This is a genomic window from Dysgonomonas sp. 25, assembly GCF_010501075.1.
Classification (GTDB): Bacteria; Bacteroidota; Bacteroidia; order Bacteroidales; family Dysgonomonadaceae; genus Dysgonomonas.
On the sequence record NZ_QVMN01000004.1, the window covers coordinates 86,380 to 103,166 of the forward strand.

18 protein-coding genes are annotated in these 16,787 nt (G+C 42.6%); 7 read left to right on the forward strand and 11 right to left on the reverse strand.

The window, feature by feature from the left end:
• The 3 genes from rnc (at nucleotide 1) to D0T66_RS08020 (ending at nucleotide 1,655) form a co-directional block, all read left to right on the forward strand.
• The gene (rnc, locus tag D0T66_RS08010) at nucleotides 1–774 is read left to right on the forward strand and encodes a ribonuclease III (protein ID WP_163356739.1); all 774 of its coding nucleotides are present in this window, start codon (nucleotides 1–3) and stop codon (nucleotides 772–774) included.
• A 172-nt stretch (nucleotides 775–946) separates the two neighbouring features.
• Entirely contained in the window at nucleotides 947–1,432 is a 486-nt protein-coding gene (locus tag D0T66_RS08015; RefSeq protein WP_255489774.1) for a DUF2975 domain-containing protein, read from the forward strand.
• A 10-nt stretch (nucleotides 1,433–1,442) separates the two neighbouring features.
• Nucleotides 1,443–1,655, forward strand: a complete 213-nt coding sequence (locus tag D0T66_RS08020; RefSeq protein WP_163356740.1) for a helix-turn-helix transcriptional regulator — start codon at nucleotides 1,443–1,445, stop codon at nucleotides 1,653–1,655.
• A 58-nt stretch (nucleotides 1,656–1,713) separates the two neighbouring features.
• Here the strand turns inward: D0T66_RS08020 and D0T66_RS08025 are convergent, their stop codons facing one another.
• The 3 genes from D0T66_RS08025 to D0T66_RS08030 form a co-directional block, all read right to left on the reverse strand.
• Nucleotides 1,714–3,378: a nucleoside kinase gene (locus D0T66_RS08025; RefSeq protein ID WP_185154828.1), complete on the reverse strand. Its 1,665-nt coding sequence runs from the start codon at nucleotides 3,376–3,378 to the stop codon at nucleotides 1,714–1,716.
• Nucleotides 3,379–3,387: 9 nt separating this feature from the next.
• Nucleotides 3,388–3,831, reverse strand: a complete 444-nt coding sequence (locus D0T66_RS16200; RefSeq protein WP_185154829.1) for a copper resistance protein NlpE — start codon at nucleotides 3,829–3,831, stop codon at nucleotides 3,388–3,390.
• Between the two features lie 94 nt (nucleotides 3,832–3,925).
• The gene (locus tag D0T66_RS08030; RefSeq protein ID WP_163356741.1) at nucleotides 3,926–4,249 is read right to left on the reverse strand and encodes a cation transporter; all 324 of its coding nucleotides are present in this window, start codon (nucleotides 4,247–4,249) and stop codon (nucleotides 3,926–3,928) included.
• A gap of 110 nt (nucleotides 4,250–4,359) precedes the next feature.
• Here D0T66_RS08030 and D0T66_RS08035 point away from each other — a divergent pair, with 110 nt between their 5' ends.
• Nucleotides 4,360–4,731 (forward strand): hypothetical protein, encoded by a 372-nt coding sequence (locus D0T66_RS08035; RefSeq protein ID WP_163356742.1) that lies wholly within the window; start codon nucleotides 4,360–4,362, stop codon nucleotides 4,729–4,731.
• A gap of 16 nt (nucleotides 4,732–4,747) precedes the next feature.
• Here D0T66_RS08035 and D0T66_RS08040 read toward each other — a convergent pair whose 3' ends face one another.
• On the reverse strand, nucleotides 4,748–5,608 hold the full coding sequence (locus tag D0T66_RS08040) for an AraC family transcriptional regulator (RefSeq protein ID WP_163356743.1): 861 nt from the start codon (nucleotides 5,606–5,608) through the stop codon (nucleotides 4,748–4,750).
• 144 nt (nucleotides 5,609–5,752) lie between these two features.
• Here D0T66_RS08040 and D0T66_RS08045 point away from each other — a divergent pair, with 144 nt between their 5' ends.
• A complete protein-coding gene (locus D0T66_RS08045) occupies nucleotides 5,753–6,883 on the forward strand; it encodes an acyltransferase (RefSeq protein ID WP_163356744.1) in 1,131 nt (376 codons plus the stop codon).
• A gap of 46 nt (nucleotides 6,884–6,929) precedes the next feature.
• Here the strand turns inward: D0T66_RS08045 and D0T66_RS08050 are convergent, their stop codons facing one another.
• The 7 genes from D0T66_RS08050 to D0T66_RS08080 form a co-directional block, all read right to left on the reverse strand.
• Nucleotides 6,930–7,574: a hypothetical protein gene (locus tag D0T66_RS08050; RefSeq protein ID WP_163356745.1), complete on the reverse strand. Its 645-nt coding sequence runs from the start codon at nucleotides 7,572–7,574 to the stop codon at nucleotides 6,930–6,932.
• Nucleotides 7,575–7,629: 55 nt separating this feature from the next.
• The gene (gcvP, locus tag D0T66_RS08055) at nucleotides 7,630–10,482 is read right to left on the reverse strand and encodes an aminomethyl-transferring glycine dehydrogenase (protein WP_163356746.1); all 2,853 of its coding nucleotides are present in this window, start codon (nucleotides 10,480–10,482) and stop codon (nucleotides 7,630–7,632) included.
• A gap of 75 nt (nucleotides 10,483–10,557) precedes the next feature.
• Nucleotides 10,558–11,190 carry an MBL fold metallo-hydrolase gene (locus tag D0T66_RS08060; protein ID WP_163356747.1) on the reverse strand — a complete coding sequence of 211 codons (633 nt, stop codon included), beginning with the start codon at nucleotides 11,188–11,190 and terminating at the stop codon, nucleotides 10,558–10,560.
• Nucleotides 11,191–11,352: 162 nt separating this feature from the next.
• Nucleotides 11,353–12,552, reverse strand: coding sequence for an FISUMP domain-containing protein (locus D0T66_RS08065; protein WP_163356748.1), 1,200 nt, complete (start codon nucleotides 12,550–12,552; stop codon nucleotides 11,353–11,355).
• 746 nt (nucleotides 12,553–13,298) lie between these two features.
• Nucleotides 13,299–14,063 (reverse strand): fibrobacter succinogenes major paralogous domain-containing protein, encoded by a 765-nt coding sequence (locus D0T66_RS08070; protein ID WP_163356749.1) that lies wholly within the window; start codon nucleotides 14,061–14,063, stop codon nucleotides 13,299–13,301.
• Between the two features lie 4 nt (nucleotides 14,064–14,067).
• Complete coding sequence (locus tag D0T66_RS08075) at nucleotides 14,068–14,565, reverse strand: GNAT family N-acetyltransferase (protein ID WP_163356750.1); 498 nt, start codon at nucleotides 14,563–14,565, stop codon at nucleotides 14,068–14,070.
• 3 nt (nucleotides 14,566–14,568) lie between these two features.
• The gene (locus D0T66_RS08080) at nucleotides 14,569–15,057 is read right to left on the reverse strand and encodes an alkaline shock response membrane anchor protein AmaP (protein ID WP_255489775.1); all 489 of its coding nucleotides are present in this window, start codon (nucleotides 15,055–15,057) and stop codon (nucleotides 14,569–14,571) included.
• A gap of 518 nt (nucleotides 15,058–15,575) precedes the next feature.
• On the opposite strand from D0T66_RS08080, the gene yihA reads away from it, so the two are divergent.
• Together yihA and D0T66_RS08090 are read left to right on the forward strand one after the other, a co-directional pair.
• Complete coding sequence (yihA, locus tag D0T66_RS08085; protein ID WP_163356751.1) at nucleotides 15,576–16,175, forward strand: ribosome biogenesis GTP-binding protein YihA/YsxC; 600 nt, start codon at nucleotides 15,576–15,578, stop codon at nucleotides 16,173–16,175.
• A gap of 2 nt (nucleotides 16,176–16,177) precedes the next feature.
• Nucleotides 16,178–16,642: a nucleoside deaminase gene (locus D0T66_RS08090; RefSeq protein WP_163356752.1), complete on the forward strand. Its 465-nt coding sequence runs from the start codon at nucleotides 16,178–16,180 to the stop codon at nucleotides 16,640–16,642.
• The last annotated feature ends 145 nt before the right edge of the window (nucleotides 16,643–16,787 follow it).

Below are 16,787 nucleotides of genomic sequence, written 5' to 3' on the forward strand. Positions count from 1 at the left end.
GTGTTTAAGAAACTATATCGGACAATAAGGCTTCTTCCGCGCAAAGGGAAGGAGCCTTATGTTTTTTTTTACAAGATACTTGGCTTTTATCCTTACAATATAACCTTATACGAACAGGCGTTAACACACAAGTCTTCCTCTATTAAATTGAGCAATGGCAAATGGATTAATAACGAGCGACTCGAATTTCTGGGCGATGCTATCCTCGATGCTATTGTTGCCGATATTGTTTTCAAAGAATTCGAATACAAGAAAGAAGGCTTCCTTACCAATATGCGTGCCCGTATCGTTCAGCGGGAAACATTGAATAAGCTGGCGCTGAATCTGGGCTTAGATAAGTTGGTAAAGACCTCTACCCGCATCACACAGAATACGCATATGTATGGCAATGCGCTGGAAGCGCTGATAGGGGCTATATATTTAGATCAGGGCTATCGTGTTTCGAAACGCTTTGTGAAAGAGCGTCTGATTAACCAATACCTGAACATAGAGCAGGTTGCCAAGGAAGACGAAAATTACAAGTCGCGACTGATAGAGTGGGGACAGAAGTATAAGATCCCAGTCGATTTCGAGGTTGTAGACAGCTCCATCGATGCCCAGAATAACCCGACATTCAAATCGGTGGCCTATATTTGCGGAAAGGTTGCAGGCGAAGGAGTCGGTCGCTCTAAAAAAGAATCGCAACAACACGCGGCGGCAGAAGCTCTGGCACTGCTGGAGAAAGACAAGGATTATCTGGAATCCTTGCTCGGTGATTCGGAGATTTCTATTTAACTTAATTCTTTTTCATCTGATGTGTTTAACCGGGCTGTATAAGCCTGATGTAAGACTTTTTATGCAAAAAAATAATAGCTTGCATAAAAATATCAATAAATATTTATCGATTATCGATAAATATTTATTATCTTTGCATAAATCAAAATGAATAATTAAAAAATTGAAAGTCATGATGAAAAGAATATCGATAGTATTTCTTCAGGTAGTCATTGTCTTTATTGGCATTGGCACTCTTTCTTTTATGCTTTGGGAGCCTCATCTCGAGGGGCGAAACGTTGGTGCGACGCTCTTTGAGATTTATTTCAACGATCCTTTTCTGGCGTATGTCTATATCTCGTCTATATCTTTTTTTGTAGTGTTATATCAAGTATTCAGGCTGTTAGGATACGTCAGGAAAGACCGGATATTCTCTCCGGAATCGGTGAAAGCTTTGCGGATTATCAAGTATTGTGCGATAGCTCTTATCCTTTTTATTGCAGGCGCCGAAGCTTATTTCTTTATAATTCAGCGTGCGACGGAAGATATTGCCGGAGGCGTTGCTATCGGGCTTTTTATGATTTTCATTTCTGCCATAATAGGCACTGCTGCTACTGTGGCTGAAAAAATATTGCAAAATGCCGTAGATATGAAATCGGAAAACGACTTAACCATTTAAACGAAACAACTTGGCAATAATAATCAACATAGATGTGATGCTTGCAAAGCGAAAGATGAGCGTCACCGAGTTATCCGAGAAAGTGGGGATAACGATGGCTAATATTTCGATATTGAAAAACGGGAAGGCAAAGGCTATCCGGCTGTCAACATTGGAGGCAATCTGTAATGCCTTGGAATGTCAACCGGGAGATATAATGGAATATAAAGCGGAAACGGAGTAAAAAAAGCGGCACAAACCCCGAAGGATTTGTGCCGCGTGAAAATATACTTCACTCAAAACTAATATTTAAAACTACTTCCTCCTAAGAATTCGCGCAGCAACGATGTAGGAGGCAATTCCCTGTCGTTGATATAATGAAAATAGCCTAAGAAACGCAGCAGGCGGTGTGCTTCCGAGTACTCCGGTATGTTTTTCGGCACTTGCCTTAAAATAGGTTCTGCATATTTTCGCAGAGCGGCTAATTCATATATCATAGCCGAATTGAACATGACATCGGCGTTCTCCTGATAAGGAAATATCCATTTGTCTTCGCCCTTACGTACACTCGGCCAACGCGATAGCGTGTCGATAGCCGAATAGCCACGGTAGCGGAAATCGCGAACCATGCGGCGCAACAGGCGGTTGTCCGTTGTCGGAATCCAGTTGTGGTCGTCCAATGAAATAGCAGTCAGCGCCGATACGTATATCAGGAACTTCTTGCTGTCGGGGATGTGTGGGGTAAGCTCAGGATTCAAACCGTGAATACCTTCTATGACGAGTATATTGTTCTCGTGCAATTGCAATTCGTCTCCTTTATATTCGCGCTTGCCGGTGGTAAAATTGAAAGTAGGGAGAGCAATTTTTTCACCCTTCAACAAATTAGTGAGGTCGCTGTTGAATAAGTCGAGATCCAAAGCATATAACGATTCGAAATCATAATCCCCGTTTTCGTCGAGCGGCGTCTTTTCGCGGTCAACAAAATAGTTGTCGAGCGAAAGCCCTACCGGCTTGATAAGATTTGCCATCAGTTGCACTTCGAGGCGCATACGGGTTGTCGTCTTTCCCGATGAGGATGGTCCGGCAATAAGTACTACGCGTACCCCATCGTTGAAACGGTGAGCGATTTGCGTGGCAATGTCGGCGATTTTTTTCTCCTGCAAGGCTTCGGAAACTTTAATAATATCGGAAGTTCGTCCTTCCAGATTGGCTTTATTGAGATCCCCGACGTTATCTAATCCGATAATGTTGAGGAAGTTCAGTTCTTCTTTGTAGACGTTGTACATCTTAGGCTGCTCCGTTACCGGTTCCAGTTCCTTCGGGTTCCTTCTGTTCGGTATACGCAACAAAAGCCCGTTCTCGTAAGGAATCAAATCAAATAATTGGATATATCCTGTCGATGGAGCGAGGCTTCCGTAGAAATAGTCGACAGAGTCGCCCAATTTATAGTATTTGGAATATAGCTCGCCGGAAGTTTCGAGCAAAAGGGCTTTGTCGTGATAGCCTCTTTCGCGGAACATCTCCACTATCTTGCTCGTTTCCTCTTCGACGTGGATAAAAGGCAGATTCTCCGCCACAAGTTCCAGCATACGCTTTTTTATAGCATCTACCGTTTCCTGGCTGACTTTCTCTCGGTTTATCAGTTTGCAGAAATAGCCTTTCGAAATAGGGTGTTCAAAATTGTAACGCTCGTCGGGCAGAATTTCCGATATCGCTTTTGACAGGATAAAACAAAGCGAACGGACATACGTGCGCATACCCGATTGGGAGGTAATATCCATAAACTCCACCGTTTTGTCGCTGTAGGCTTCGTATTCGAGCGGTTCGGTTTTGTTGTTTACTTTAGCATTGATAATCAGGTAGTCAGATTGAATGTTAAGGGCTTCTTTGATCTCAAGCAAGGAGCTTCCTTTAGGAAACTCCTTGTAGGTGTTATTGTTCAGGCAGCGAATAGTTACATTACTCATAAGCAAATTTTATTTTTTTGTAAGCACATATTTATCGGCTAAATCGCCGGTTATGCGCTGACCGTTGATGTCTAAGGCAAATAGCCTGTTTTCGGCAACGAAATACTGGTTGGCTTTTTCAGCTCCTTCGAGCGTGATGATATTGCCATCGGCATTCCATGTGAAGTTGCCTTTTTCTTCCGGGATGTTGTCTTTCCGATTGACAAATACGACTTTCCGGGTATAAGTATTATCCTTATTCAATACGATAGTCGTTTTTATGCCCGGAGCATCGGCAGCAGGAAGTTCACCTTCGTATGTCCCGTAATAATCGAGCGAATTGCGGGCATTGTGTACTTCTTTGATTTCTTCAACTTCTTCAATCAGGACTTCGCTTTCTGTTTTCGGTGTTTTGTTACCACAAGAATAGAATGCGAATACAGCGAAAGTTGCAACAAACAATACTTTTTTCATAATTTTCAGTTTTTAAATGATTTGGTGAAAAATAAATTAACGCAGTCTTTTATCTGTTTATAAACAGATTCTGACATTGTTAGTTCATTTCTTCCTATTCATTAGTTTTTACTGGTTCTTCCTTATGAACAGCAGCTGTATATCCCAACTTTTCGAATGCCTGCTGAAGTTTTTCGGGCGTTGTTTTATCTTTCCGGTATTCGATTGTTACGGTTTTGGAAGGCAGGTTGACCTGCATGTCTGTTACGCCCTTTTCGTATGCGATGTTTTTTTCTATTTTCTTTTTACATTTCTCGCAACTCATCGAAACATCATAAGTGATAGTTTCTTTCTTGTTGTCTTTTTTGTCTTGCGCAAAAGTATTTCCGCAGGCCATGACCGAGAATATAAGTATCGTAAATAATGTACGCAGTTTCATCTTATTGTTGTTTTATTGAATATAGTTTATAAAAATATTAATACCTTGCGATTGTTTACAGATATAGCGAAAGCCGAGACGTATCCTATATTCTACAAATATACAAATACATGCTGAAATTATCGAAAAAAAGGAGCTATACATTATTCTTTATTACGCTGATAGGGATATTTCTTTTGCTGATTCCTGCTTTTCTGGTACGTAATGCCGATACTATTATTGACGGGTTGTCACCGGATCTTGGGTTTGGGACTATCTCCTTCTTTTTGCTGCTTTTTGTTCCCTATATGTTGGTAATTGCTGTTTTCTTTGCGATAAATATCTTTTTTACTGCCATCAGGTTCAAAGACTCTGAGTCAAAGATAATAAACTGTATATCTGCCATCCTGTCTATGGTTGGATTGTACGGATGCTTCATGGCACTATATCTCTACTTCGAAATGATTTTTGGATTAGGTGATGCTATCTTGCGGATGGGATAACTTCTGCCGCTTGAGGTTATTTGGTACGATAACGTTTCCTGTATTCGCCGGGAGTGATATGTTTTATCTTTTTGAAAATTCGGTTGTAGTATGGCACGTCTCTGAAACCCGAAGCAATGCAGACCTCAGATATACTTTTATTTGTTTCCAGAAGCATTTGGCAAGAAGAGTCGATTCTGTATTCAGTCAAAAAGGTGAAAAAGGATTTATTTGTCATTTTCTTGAAAAATACACAAAAAGAACTTTTTTCCATTCCTACAAATTGTGCAATCTTTTCAAGCGTTATATTGTGTTGATAATTATTCATCACATACAAGTAAATGCTTTGTATTTTCTTGGTTTTCTTGTCTTCTCTTGTGGGATGACCTACAATATTGGTTGTATGAGGATTGGCTATTATATTCAGTAGTCTGATAAATGATACAATTCTTTCGGCAGTTGTTTCCTTTGACATAGATAACATAATTTGCTGTATTTCCGATAAGGTTTCCATCGAGAAAGATATAGCATTTGAGTTTTCTTGTATTTGCCGGATTGTATCAGTTAGTTCTACGAAAATACTTCTGCAATTCTCTAACAGCTTGTTAGAGAATGTGATGGAGATATTCTCTATTTTACCTTCGGTATCATGTATGGAAGCGTCGAAATACCAGCAATGTGCTATATTTGGTGGAATAAGGATTACTTCCCCCTCGGAAAATGATTCCATCAAATCTCCTATTACCCGTGTTCCCCTGCCTGTGATAACATAAGACAGTTCCCATGATTCCTGTTGATGCAAACTAATTTGGTCTTCGTAATTGATATGGACATGATCATAGAAGAAAGATGCTCCTGTGATCTCAAGGTTGTGACTATATTTTATATTTTCCTTCATGTTTTTATATAAAAATAGGCATAATGCAAATATAAGACAATACTAATTAAAAATAAAACAATCGCTGTTGCAGAATTAGCCTTATTTTTGCAATGGTTAAGAAATAACTTTTGTTCAATCAGTAAATAATACGGAAATACTAAAATGAAACAACAACCATTAAGTTTGGCTGACTCAAAACCCCATTACGAGATTCTCGACGGGCTACGCGGTGTAGCCGCATTAGTCGTCGTTCTCTTTCATGTCTTAGAAATTTATTCGGGAGGCGATCATGCCGCACAAATAATCAATCATGGCTATTTAGCGGTCGATTTCTTTTTCCTCCTTTCCGGCTATGTAATCGGATATGCCTATGATGACCGTTGGGGGAAAATGACGCTGAAAGATTTTTTCAAACGTCGTATAATCCGCCTCCAGCCGATGATTATAATCGGTTCGATAATAGGGGCATTGTTGTTTTATTTTCAGGATTCTCCTGCTTTGGGCTGGGAGATACAACAAGTTCCCGTGTGGAAGATGCTGTTGGTAATGGTGATTGGCCTGACGCTGATTCCTGTCGGAAAAGGGTTGGATATCAGAGGATGGAGCGAGATGCACCCGCTCAACGGGCCGGCTTGGTCGCTCTTTTTCGAATATATTGCCAATATCCTGTATGCGCTTGTTTTCCGTCATTTGCCGAAGATTATTTTGTCTATTCTGCTTGTCGCAGCAGCAGGAGTTACAATTCAGTACGCTTTGACAAATCCTAACGGCGATATCATCGGGGGATGGTCTATCAGTGACCCTACCCAATTGCGAATTGGCTTTACGCGGCTTGCTTTCCCTTTCCTTGCCGGTTTGTTGATGGCTCGTATCGGGAAGTTGCGCTATATTAAAAATGCTTTCCTGATAGCAAGTGTTTTACTGGTGGTTCTATTCTCTGTTCCCCGTTTGGGTGGAGCGGATAGCCTTTGGATGAATGGTTTATATGAATGCTTTTGCCTGATAATCATGTTCCCTTTCATTGTTTGGTTAGGTGCAGGGGGGAAGGTTAGAGGCAAGAAAGCTTCCCGGTTATGCAAATTCTTGGGGGATATATCCTATCCTATCTATATCACTCACTTCCCGATAGTGTATGTATATATGGCATGGGTTACTAATAATAAGTATTCGCTGGCCGAATCGTGGCCATATGGTTTACTCGTGGTAGTTGTTTCTATATTAGTAGCATACCTGTCGATGAAATTATACGATTTGCCTGTCAGGGAATGGCTACGCAAGAAATTTCTAAAGTAGGTTAATAGTTGAGGTCGGATTCACATCCGGCCTCTGATGATAAATTCTATGCTATTGCATATATTAGTTTTGGTTCTTCGCCACAATCATGTTCGCAGAATGAAAAGTAAAATGGAAATTTCAGATTCAATTCTTTTGAAATCTTATGAAAATTTACTTTTTTCAACATTTCATGGAATGTTATCATCCCGGTAGATTCAAATAGGTTATATATACTTATTCGATCGTCCCACTCCTTGTCATCATCCCAGTTATCCTTGTCTTCATCCTGAGCCATCGAAAATTCATCCAATACTCCTATTGTGAGTGCAGGAAAACAAGAAATATTATCTAAATATTCGAATCGGCTGTCCATCAATTCTAGCACTGGCAGTTTTTGCTGATTGGTATCGGCGAAATTTATGGCATAAGCCTCTGTCTCGCCACAACCATAGTAGCCGCTATGCTCAAAATATAACATGTTGAACCCCTTGGTCAAATCCTTATTATACTTGTCGTTAATCCAGAATTTTACGTAATTCTCATTGAACTCCGAAAGCATATTCTCAATGGATGTACTCTTGTCAAAGTCTTTCCATAGATTATATAGCCTATGAAATGAAGGGTTTGTTATGATTTTGAGCTTGTTCTCTACAATCTGTCTATGTGCTTCTTCTCTTTCGAGCAAAGCATTAAGTATCTGATTATTCATTATATCCAGGTGTTGTAATTGCAGTTCCGCCTACTCAAGACGGGATAGCGCAAGGCTATCCCATATCACATAAACAGCTTACCAGATTACGGTCGCCAAAAGCATTGTCGATGCGGGCAACATTAATCCAGAATTTATTGTTCTTCACAAATTCGAGTGGATAGGCGGCTTTTGAGCGTGGGTACGCGTGCTTCCATTCGTCGGCAACTATTTCGTATTCGGGGTGAGGTGCGTTTACCAAAACATTATCCTCTTTGGAGTAAGTGCCATTTTCGACCTCTTTGATCTCTTCCCATATCTGGTTCATGGTCGCAATAAAACGCTCTAATTCCGCAAGGCTTTCGCTTTCGGTAGGCTCTATCATCAATGTACCGTGTACAGGGAATGAAAGGGTAGGAGCATGGTAGCCGTAATCCATCAGGCGTTTGGCAATATCGCTTTCAGTTATGCCCGAAAAGTCTTTCACGTTGCGGCATTCCAATATCAATTCGTGCCCGACACGTCCCGAAGTACCACGGTAAACGATTCCGTAAGTGTCTTTGAATGCTTCTGCCAAGTAATTGGCGTTGAGGATAGCTATTTTGGTTGCCATTGCCAACCCTTCTGCTCCTAACATGCGGATATATCCGTAAGTGATAGGCAGGATTCCTGCACTGCCGAAAGGCGAAGAAGCAACCGTATTCAATGTGCTGCCGTCCAACATCGGATGATGCGGCAGGAACGGAACAAGATGCTTCGCCACGCAGATAGGGCCTTCGCCCGGACCTCCGCCGCCATGCGGGATGGCAAATGTTTTATGCAGGTTGAGGTGGCAAACGTCCGCACCGATATAGCCCGGATTAGTCAAGCCAACCTGTGCATTCATGTTGGCGCCGTCCATATAGACCTGTCCGCCGTTTTCGTGGATGATATGGCAGATTTCTCTGATTTCTTTTTCGAAGATACCATGCGTAGACGGATAGGTAATCATCAGTCCGGCAAGGTTATCTTTGTGTTCGATAGCTTTTGCACGTAGGTCTTCAACGTCTACATTCCCTTTTTCGTCGGTGGCAGTCGTTACAATATCATATCCCGCCTGAACGGCCGATGCCGGATTGGTTCCGTGTGCCGATGCCGGAATCAGTATAATGTTGCGATGTCCTTGTCCGATGCTCTCCTGATAGCGGCGGATAGTCATCAGTCCGGCATATTCGCCTGCTGCTCCCGAGTTGGGTTGGAAGCTGACAGCCTCGAAACCTGTTATCTCGGCAAGATATTGTTCCAATTCGTTGATGAGTTCGCGGTAGCCCAATACCTGATCTTCGGGTGCGAAAGGATGTACGTTTTGCATTCCGGCCAACGACAACGGAAGCATCTCGCTTGCCGCATTCAGTTTCATGGTACACGAACCTAACGAAATCATGGAATGAGCCAGAGAAATATCTTTCCTGTCCAAACGCTTGATGTAGCGCATCATTTCCGTTTCGGTATGATATAGCTTGAACACTTCATTCTGCAAAAAGTCGGTTGTACGCAGGAATTTGTCCTGAATAATGCATTTTGCCGGAAGGTCGTCTATCATGAATACTTTTAGATTACCCTTTGCCAAAGCAAAGACGGCAAGCAACTCGTGAGCCTTATAGTCGTTGGTGGTTTCGTCGATACTGATACCCACTTCGCCTGTAGGGAAATAGCGCAGGTTGATGTCGCGCATTTCCGAGATGTCGCGTATTTGTTGCTGCGTCACACCATCGGGCAAGGTAATTTTGAGGGTGTCGAAATACTGTTCGTTCCATATTTTGTAGCCTAATGCTGTTAATTCGTCGGCAATCAGGGCGGTGGTGGAGTGTATCTGGCGGGCAATGCGTTTCAATCCGTCTGCTCCGTGATAAACGGCATAAAATCCTGCCATAGTTGCCAATAGGGCTTGCGCGGTACAAATATTGGATGTTGCTTTTTCGCGTTTGATATGCTGTTCGCGTGTCTGCAAGGCCATGCGGTAAGCCGGCTTGCCGTAAGCGTCTTTCGATAATCCGATGATACGTCCCGGCATGCTGCGCTTATACTCGTCGCGCGTAGCGAAGAATCCGGCCGAAGGGCCTCCGTAATACATCGGTATGCCGAATCGCTGGCTGCTTCCGAAGGCAATGTCCGCGCCCCATTCTCCCGGAGGGGTAAGCAATACCAATGCCATGAGGTCAGTAGCGACAGCTACTTTGCAATCCAATTCGTGTGCTTTTTCCGTGAAGGCTTTGTAGTCTTCGATATTTCCGTCTGCATTCGGATATTGGATGATGCATCCGAAGAAGGTGTTATCTAAGGCAAATGTTTTGTAATCGCCCGTAATGACTTCTATCCCTTGCGGTTTCATCCGTGTTTGGATAACGGCCAATGTTTGCGGGAATACTTTTTCGTCTACAAATAGTTTGTTGATATTATTTTTTATCTGGTCGCGGCTGCGCAGATTGAACATCATCGTGGCGGCTTCGGCACCTCCTGTTGCTTCGTCCAATAGCGAGCAATTGGAAAGAGGCAATCCGGTCAGTTCGCTGACCATCGTCTGGAAATTCATCAAAGCTTCGAGGCGTCCTTGCGAAATTTCCGCCTGATAGGGCGTATAGGAAGTGTACCATACAGGGTTCTCGAATACATTGCGGATGATGACCGATGGGCTGACGGTATCGTACCATCCCATGCCGATGTAAGAAGCGCATATCCTGTTCTTCCGCGCCAAAGCTGTTATTTCTTCTAAATATTCGTGCTCGCTCAACGGTTGAGGAAGATTCAGCGGGCTTTTGAGGCGTATATCTTGCGGGATAGCCTGGTCTATCAATTCGTCGAGGGAGGATACACCTATTTTGTCGAGCATTATCTTTTGCTCGCTTTCATTTATACCGATGTGCCGGTGTTGGAATTTTTCTGTTTCCATGGTATGTTGATATTTTTAAGGATTATATGTAACTCTCTTGTAATTGCCTGCAGGACGAGGTAAGCTGCCGCTATGTTAGAAAAACGGGTTGTTCTTAGCTTCCTCTCCGATGGTAGTCGTAGGCCCGTGCCCGGAATAGACAACCGTATCGGGCGATAGTGTGAACAGCTTGCTACGGATGCCGTCTAACAGCAGTTGCATGTCGCCGCCGATAAGGTCGGTGCGGCCGATACTTCCACGGAAAAGAACGTCGCCCACAAAAGCGTATTCGTTATTATAGAAAACAAGGCTACCCGGAGAGTGACCCGGGACGTGTTGTATAGCCAGTTTTTGGTTTCCGAACGAAATAATGTCGTGCTCGGTGAGGTATTTTCCTATTATGGGTATTTCGCCGTCGTACTTCCCAAAACCGAATGCTTCGTATTGCTGCGGCAGCATGTCTAACAGGAACTGGTCGGCTTGATGAGCCTCGGTTCGCATCTGGAACTGTTCGTATACGAAGTTCAGCCCGAGTGTGTGGTCAAAGTGCAGGTGTGTATTCAGCACATGCTTGATGACAAGGTCGTTGTCCAGAATATAACTAAGGAGCTCCCTTTTCTCATCCGGGTAGAAACATCCGGGATCGATAATGACGCATTCCTTCGTTTCGTCGGACAAAACGTAGGTGTTGACCTGTATGGGATTGAATGGGAATATTTTGATATTCATTTATTGTCTCTTTTTTTAGGATTGTATAGCCTTAAAGATACAATGTTTTACTTTCATTTTGATAGAGTAGGGGCAAAATTTTAAAGATTTTTCAGTACTGTGTGTGCAAAAAGAAAGCCCTCTCAAGGTGAGAAGGCTATATATAACATTGGCGGAGGAATATTAATTTTTCTTGCAGCGTATAGGTAGCATATCTTTTCTCTCGAAAGAAAAGCTTCCGACACCACTCCATCCATCACCTAAAGTATGCTGTTGGGCATAAGTTGCCATATTGGCACTACTACTCGTCCAGATATAAGAGATACTACCTTGTGCATAACCATATCCAACTAACAGCCCAGAGAATCCACCCTCCCAGTATGCTTTGGATGTTCCGGTTGCTGCTCCTTCGCATGCTTCTGTCATAGCATATCCGTGTGCGCCACGGATGCCGCTTTGTAGATAAGGAATTATTTGGGAATTGTCTCCCGGGTCAATATTGTTGGCGACATTGGCATATTTGGTTGTGTTCCGGATAATTTCGTTTTCCAAATCTGTCCACTCTCTATCACTTGGCAGGTGCCATCCGGCTGGGCAAATACCTTGTACCTCCGGATGAATTAAACCTTGTTCGTCTACTACATTTTGCAATCCGTCTACTCCGCCTTTTCCTGCAGTGGCTGCGTCCCAAGTATATAAATATCCGATATGTGGATTGGCTTCGTATTCGGTAGATGTTGTTGGTGAAGTACTGCTTGGATAGCACCATGCGGCCATATTGTATGCTCCTCCCATGTTTCCGTCGGGCCCGATTAACGTCCGCTCATTAATCGTTCCGTATGTGCTGTGATGAATGCCATCGTAAGCCGATGCTGCTAAATTGGTTACCATCCATCGTCCTGTCGTACCGAAACTGGCAGATATAAATTCTTCATATACTCCTGCCTTGGCTGGATGCCGGAGAACCTGTGTGCCCCATTCCGATTCGTTTGTTGGCGCTAATGGTACTTCCGGTTTCTTTATTCCGATACCTTCCCATTTATTGCCATCCCAGACATATAGACCTTTATAAATAGATTCTGTAACAGGGCATTTAGCTTTGTCTTTAGAGTTATATACAATGAGTCCTACATGGTCTGTCATTGACCAATTGCCACTACCTCCTATCGATGTAGAAAATTCAGTATTGTTTGTAGGGGTTAGATTATTCAACTCCACCCGCGGCATGCCTAACCCTTTAGTGGTAGTTCCACTTTCTTTCAGGTCGAGCAGTGCTCCCTGTGCAGGTGCTTCGCTGCTCCCGATAGTTACCTGCGCTTGCAAGCTAATTGTTGTAAATAAGGCTAATATGATAATAGCCTGTATCAAAGTTTTTTGTTTCATAATAATGTCAATTTGTGAGTTAGTAAATTTTTATAGCTTTTAGCCATTAGCTGATAGCCAATAGCTTTGTTGTCATCCCGAGTAGATACGAGGGATCTCGTCCTATCTTTATTAATTGCCTCCACTTTTAAGTGGAGGTTTATGAATGTTAGTTTAAAAATGGCTTTAGCCGAATGTTTTTTGACTAAAGTCATTGCAGGGGAGATACAATCATACCCACGCCTTAAAAGGCGTGGCAACATTAAATTGTTCACTGATAACTGTTGACTGTTAACTGCCCGAAAAGAATCCCGCTTCTCCTCACGGAGAAGACGGGATGAAATGGGGTGAATACCCCTGACATTAACACAAGCATATTTTAAGTTGACAAGTAGACCAGTATACGAGTAGACAAGACGCTCTCGTGTACTGGCTGACTTGCCTACCAGTTTTCTATTTTCATCAGTTGTTAGCCGATAGCCGATAGTTATATAGAGTAGAAAAAAATGTATATAAGATAGAAAAAAAAGATACCATCTCTTGGATATATCCCAAGAAATCGTTATATTACGTGTGTGTGTGTGTGTGTGTGTGTGCCTTTATTTAGCGTGCAAACCATATTGATATGTTGCATTTTAAATGAAAAAAATGACTTTTTTGAGAAATATGGTTATTCCTCTTATTCTTCTACAAAGAAAAGGAAAAAAAACGAAAGACCAATTCTTTGACAGGATATAATTTCTTTAATAAGCAGATATTTTGGGAAATTAATCTTTTACGCAGCGGACGGATGCGGCTATATAAAAAGAATTGCGGTCGTACTGCACTTGTGTATTCCTATAGCTGATACCGTATATGACGCCGTTGGTCGTTGTCCACCACACGGCTGATATTCCCAGCTGCTGCGTGAGGCTTTTGGCATCGATATGACCGGCGGGCAGACCGTTAAAGCCCCATTCGTTTTCTTCTTTTCCTCCCCATTTATAGAGATCCCTGTCGGATTGGTAAACGAATCCGCCATTCCCGCGCATCACTCCTCCGGCAAGGTCTATGCCTCCCATTATCCTTGCCAGTTCTTTCCATTCTTTTTCGGTAGGTAAGTGCCATCCTTTAGGGCAGGCGACTATTGCCTGATGCCATGTGTACATCAGCCCGAACTTTTGAGCATATTCTTTTTGGGTGAGAGTGGCTTGTGTGATGACAGTACCTTCTCCTTCGTAGTAGGAAATATGGTCGGATGGTTTTATCGAGAACTTGTTGTTTACTATTTTGGCGGGAATGGAATCCCGTTTTCCTGTGTTCAGCAATACGGTTTTATGGGCGAAAGGTTGCCCGTTTCCTGCACGGGTACTCCACAGGTTGCTTGTTGTCCAGTATGCGCCAATGGTCTCGCTTTTGCCGAACCAACGCGCGATGTATATATTTCCGTCTCCGTCGACCATCGGTATGTCGGGTTTGGTAGGGAATGTCTGGCTATAGGAAACGCCCGCAACGAGTAAAAGAAGGATGACGGATAAACAGATTCTTTTCATAGGGTTACTTATTGGATTGTAGGAATAATTGCCAGAATTCGCAGTCGATTAATTGGCCGAATTTTCGTCCGGCTTCTTTAAAGTTGCCGACTAATTCGAAGCCTGCTTCCCGGTGCAGCTGCCGGCTGATGTCGTTTGGCAGAGAGATGGCTGCAATAATCGAGTGCAGGTTTATTTCTTTGGCTTTATTGATCAGGCAGGTGTATAATTCTTTTCCGAGCCCTTTGCCTTGGGCTTCGGGAGCAATGTATATGCTCGATTCGAGCGTGATGTCGAATGCCGACCGCGCCCGCCATGTATTGAGATAGGCGAAGCCGCAGATTTTTCCGCCTTCTTCGTAGACGAGATACGGATAGCCTTTTGCTAAAACGGAGGTTATCCTGTTTTGCATTTCGGAAGAGGTTAAAGGCTCTTCTTCGAAAGTAACAACTGTATTTTCGATGTAATGATTGTATATCCCGGCTATTTGCGTGGCGTCTGCTGCTTGTACTCCTCTTATCATCCGTTACATATTGCTGATTTCCCCTCCCGTAACAGGTGGCAGATCTTCGATGTTTGTTTCGTCGGGATTACTATCTCCTTCTTGGTTGAAACGGTATTGAGGTTGTTGATAATGATCGGGTTCGAGGATGCTGTCTACCACGAACTTGGAATATCCGCGCCAAGGCAATGCCCCGAAGTATTCTTTGTAGTGTACTTTTACTACCTGACCGCTCATGCCCATTAATTTTTCGGCAATTTCTTTGTTGGCTACCGAAAACTGGAATTCGTTGGATTGAAGCGTCCTGTCTTTAGGATTCATGCCGAAACCTGTCTGAATAAGTTCGCCTTCGTATGTTTTGAAGATGATTCCTTTGTGTTTGATGTTGTTCAGTGTTCCTGCTTTTACGCCCGAATCGCTGAATGGAACGAAGTACCAGATGTATCCGAAGATAAGTCCGCCAATGATAAGGATGGCGAGCAAGGTGAATATTATTTTTTTGAATGTGCGCATAATTCTTCTGTTTTTCTGTCGTTTGATATATAGATTAAACAGCCGGACAATAACTTTTGTTTTGCTACAAAGATATTGATTATTTTAAATTATTTTTGCTTAAATGGCAATACCAGAGAAATAAAGCTTGTCAGATCTGTCAAGTGAAATTAATAATCTTCGTAGCTGTTCTTTTTCAGGTATCTATATATAAAATGTAAGCCGATTATAATGCTCCACCATATTACAGATGGAACAAATAACATTTTGATAACGTCTAAAAATGTTTTACCATGTCCCATTATTCCAACAAATCCCAAGAGTAGAAAAATAGAATATAACACTACCAGTATTATTCTGAAGACAAAAACAATAAAAGAGAGCCTAATATATGTATGCTTATTCATAACAGGCAAGGTTGTTGAATTATCGATATTTACAACCAAATATAAACAAAATTACTAAGCATATATATCCAAAATCTTATTTATGCCCTTATTCTTTATTTGTATATTTGCTTTCTCTAAAAAGATAAATCTATGATAATAAAAGATGCGCAGTTCCTCATTAGTAATACCGACTACCGGAAAGGCCCTTCGGACGGAAAACCCGAATATGCTTTTATCGGGCGTTCGAATGTGGGTAAGTCTTCGTTGATTAATATGCTGACCAATCATAAGGGGTTGGCTATGACTTCGTCGAAGCCGGGAAAAACGCAGTTGATCAATCATTTCACAATCAATAAAGGGGAGTGGTATCTGGTCGACCTTCCGGGGTATGGTTATGCCCAGCGTGGAAAAGAGGGGCGCGAGAATATCAGGAAGATAATAGAAAGTTATATACTCAACCGTTCGCAGCTGACTTCGTTGTTCCTGCTGCTCGATAGCCGTCACGAACCGCAGAAGATAGATCTGGAATTTATCAACTGGTTGGGCGAGAACGGTATCCCTTTTGCCATTGTTTTCACCAAAATAGATAAACTGGGCAAACAGAAGGTGAAAGGCAATGTCGATAATTACCTCAGTCGCTTACAAGAAGATTGGGAGGAGTTTCCGCCCGTTTTTATGACCTCGTCGGAGCATAAACTGGGGAAAGAGGAATTACTGGATTATATAGACCAGATAAACAAAACGTTGTAGCGATGCAAAAGGAATTTATGGCGCGGGCAATCCGTCTGGCAGAAGAAAGCGTGCAGCGCGGAGGTGGCCCGTTTGGGGCAGTTGTTGTTAAGGATGGAGCGATTGTGGCAGAAGGTGCTAATTGTGTGACCTTGCACAACGATCCGACGGCACATGCCGAAGTTTCGGCTATACGCAATGCCTGCGAAATATTGCAAACATTTGACTTGTCGGGCTGCGAAATTTATACCTCGTGCGAGCCTTGCCCGATGTGCTTGTCGGCAATCTATTGGGCACATATCAGTAAAATATACTACGGATGCACCAAAACGGATGCCAAAGATATCGGTTTCGACGACTCCTTTATATACGAGCAAATCGAGTTGTCGCCCGAAAAACGCAGCATTTCCGCCGAACATCTGATGCGCGAAGAAGCATTGTCCGCCTTCAGGATGTGGGAGAAAAAAGAGGATAAAACAGCTTATTAAAGGGTTACTTTGTTTTTGTTACATTTCTGTTAAGTTTTGTGTTAAAACACTTTATACTCCATCAGAAAATATTATCTTTGCATTCGAAAAAAAGTGTGAAGTTGATAGCTTAAAGGCTTGATAACGAACAGATAAATAATTGGTT

Coding starts and splice junctions, on each gene's coding strand:
- D0T66_RS08015 (WP_255489774.1), top strand. CDS start 947: ATGATGAAAAGAATATCGATAGTATTTCTTCAGGTAGTCATTGTCTTT.
- D0T66_RS08025 (WP_185154828.1), bottom strand. CDS start 3,378: ATGAGTAATGTAACTATTCGCTGCCTGAACAATAACACCTACAAGGAG.
- D0T66_RS16200 (WP_185154829.1), bottom strand. CDS start 3,831: ATGAAAAAAGTATTGTTTGTTGCAACTTTCGCTGTATTCGCATTCTAT.
- D0T66_RS08030 (WP_163356741.1), bottom strand. CDS start 4,249: ATGAAACTGCGTACATTATTTACGATACTTATATTCTCGGTCATGGCC.
- D0T66_RS08035 (WP_163356742.1), top strand. CDS start 4,360: ATGCTGAAATTATCGAAAAAAAGGAGCTATACATTATTCTTTATTACG.
- D0T66_RS08040 (WP_163356743.1), bottom strand. CDS start 5,608: ATGAAGGAAAATATAAAATATAGTCACAACCTTGAGATCACAGGAGCA.
- D0T66_RS08045 (WP_163356744.1), top strand. CDS start 5,753: ATGAAACAACAACCATTAAGTTTGGCTGACTCAAAACCCCATTACGAG.
- D0T66_RS08050 (WP_163356745.1), bottom strand. CDS start 7,574: ATGAATAATCAGATACTTAATGCTTTGCTCGAAAGAGAAGAAGCACAT.
- gcvP (WP_163356746.1), bottom strand. CDS start 10,482: ATGGAAACAGAAAAATTCCAACACCGGCACATCGGTATAAATGAAAGC.
- D0T66_RS08060 (WP_163356747.1), bottom strand. CDS start 11,190: ATGAATATCAAAATATTCCCATTCAATCCCATACAGGTCAACACCTAC.
- D0T66_RS08065 (WP_163356748.1), bottom strand. CDS start 12,552: ATGAAACAAAAAACTTTGATACAGGCTATTATCATATTAGCCTTATTT.
- D0T66_RS08070 (WP_163356749.1), bottom strand. CDS start 14,063: ATGAAAAGAATCTGTTTATCCGTCATCCTTCTTTTACTCGTTGCGGGC.
- D0T66_RS08075 (WP_163356750.1), bottom strand. CDS start 14,565: ATGATAAGAGGAGTACAAGCAGCAGACGCCACGCAAATAGCCGGGATA.
- D0T66_RS08080 (WP_255489775.1), bottom strand. CDS start 15,057: ATGCGCACATTCAAAAAAATAATATTCACCTTGCTCGCCATCCTTATC.
- yihA (WP_163356751.1), top strand. CDS start 15,576: ATGATAATAAAAGATGCGCAGTTCCTCATTAGTAATACCGACTACCGG.
- D0T66_RS08090 (WP_163356752.1), top strand. CDS start 16,178: ATGCAAAAGGAATTTATGGCGCGGGCAATCCGTCTGGCAGAAGAAAGC.